Source organism: Kribbia dieselivorans NBRC 106261 (assembly GCF_001552435.1).
Lineage (GTDB): Bacteria > Actinomycetota > Actinomycetes > Actinomycetales > Dermatophilaceae > Kribbia > Kribbia dieselivorans.
Genome location: NZ_BCRE01000287.1, coordinates 1 through 1,464 on the forward strand (window position 1 = coordinate 1; position 1,464 = coordinate 1,464).

The following is a 1,464-nucleotide window of genomic DNA, read 5'->3' on the forward strand; positions in this document are numbered from 1 at the left end:
AATACCGTTCAGTTAGCAAGTCTGGATCTGGTAGGCCTGTGGGTGCTGGGGTTGGGGCCAGGTCGCGTGGTGGGCGCGTTTGACGTGCCACTTGACGTACTTGCGCTTGATGACGCGAGGGTTCGAACGTGCACGTCGGGCGGGGTTGAGCCGGTCGAGCAGTCTGCGGAGGAAGCCCAGCCATCCGGGGCTGTCGCGACCGCGGGCGTCAGGGGGGAAAAGCGCCCGGGTGGGCGAGGGTCTGGCGGGTGATCCGCAGGGCGGCGACGAAACTGACCCGGTTGGGGTCGTGCCCGGAATGGGTCGCGGCCTGGGCCATCAGGGAGCGGATCGCGTAGTGGCAGCACAGGTGTCCCCAGATCTCCTGGAGGACGAGGTCGGGGGACTTGGACCGCAGCACGGTACGCGGTCCGCGCTGGTGGGTCTTGAGCTCATCGAAGGTCAATTCGATCTCCCACCGCTGGGTGTAGGCCGCGGCCAGGTCAGTCGCGCTGACCTCTTGTGGGTCGGTCAGGGTGGTGAGCAGTCGGTAGGCCGTGGGGTTCTCGCGTCCGTCCTCGATGGTGTAGTCGATGACTCGGACCAGCATCGGCTCCTCGCGCCGCGCCGCGGCCGAGTGTGTCTGCTTCAGCTGGCCCAGCCAGGACCCGTCGGGAAGATCCTCCACGTGCCTGGGCTTCGGCCCGGCCTTGTCGGTGCGGACCCGCCACAACAGGTCAGCACCGGTCCCGATGGCCTTGCGCCACAGGGCGTAGGAGAAGAACCCGCGGTCGGCGGTCAGCACCATCCCCGGCTCAAGTTCGGGCAGGAGCTGCTGCGCCAAGGTGGCCTCGGACTCGGAGTAGGCGCCGATCCTGGCGGCGAACACCGCGTGCGTGCCGCACTCGGCCAACGCGACCACCCGGGCCTGCGGGAACGCCGCCTGCTCACCCTTGTTCACACCGGGCCGCCCGAAGTGCTCGTGGTTGACGGGAGTGTCGGCGACATCCAGACACATCCCGTCGACCGCGACCAGCCGGCGACCGGCCAACCACACCCCGGGCGTGGCTTCGGTGCCGATCGGTTCGGCGACCCGCTCGAACAACGCCGCCAACGGCTCAGCCCCCAACCGGGCCCGGGCCTGGAAGATCGCGGACTTGCTCGGCGGTGAGTACTCCTCGGCCCAGCCCGAGGCCCACGAGAGCCCGTCGGTCAACTGCGCCAGCACGTCCTCATAGGACCCCTCGGAGTACAGCGCCATCCCGATCGAGAAGTAGGCCATCACCCGCGCCGGCAGCGATCGGTGGCGCTGCTCGGTCCGGCCGACCTCAGCAATGACCTCATCGACCAGCTCCGGCGGGAACACCCGCGTGAGCACACCCACCGACACCAGATCCGACAAGCGACGCTCGGTCTCCGGCTTCTTCCATCCAGCACGTGGCATACCACCAAACTACACCAACGTAGTCTTAACTGAACAGTATT

1 protein-coding gene is annotated in these 1,464 nt (G+C 67.7%); it reads right to left on the reverse strand.

Translation table 11 applies throughout. The features are described 5' to 3' along the window. Positions 1–208 precede the first annotated feature (208 nt). Positions 209–1,423 (reverse strand): IS4 family transposase, encoded by a 1,215-nt coding sequence (locus KD1_RS15900; protein WP_068403551.1) that lies wholly within the window; start codon positions 1,421–1,423, stop codon positions 209–211. Positions 1,424–1,464: the final 41 nt, after the last annotated feature.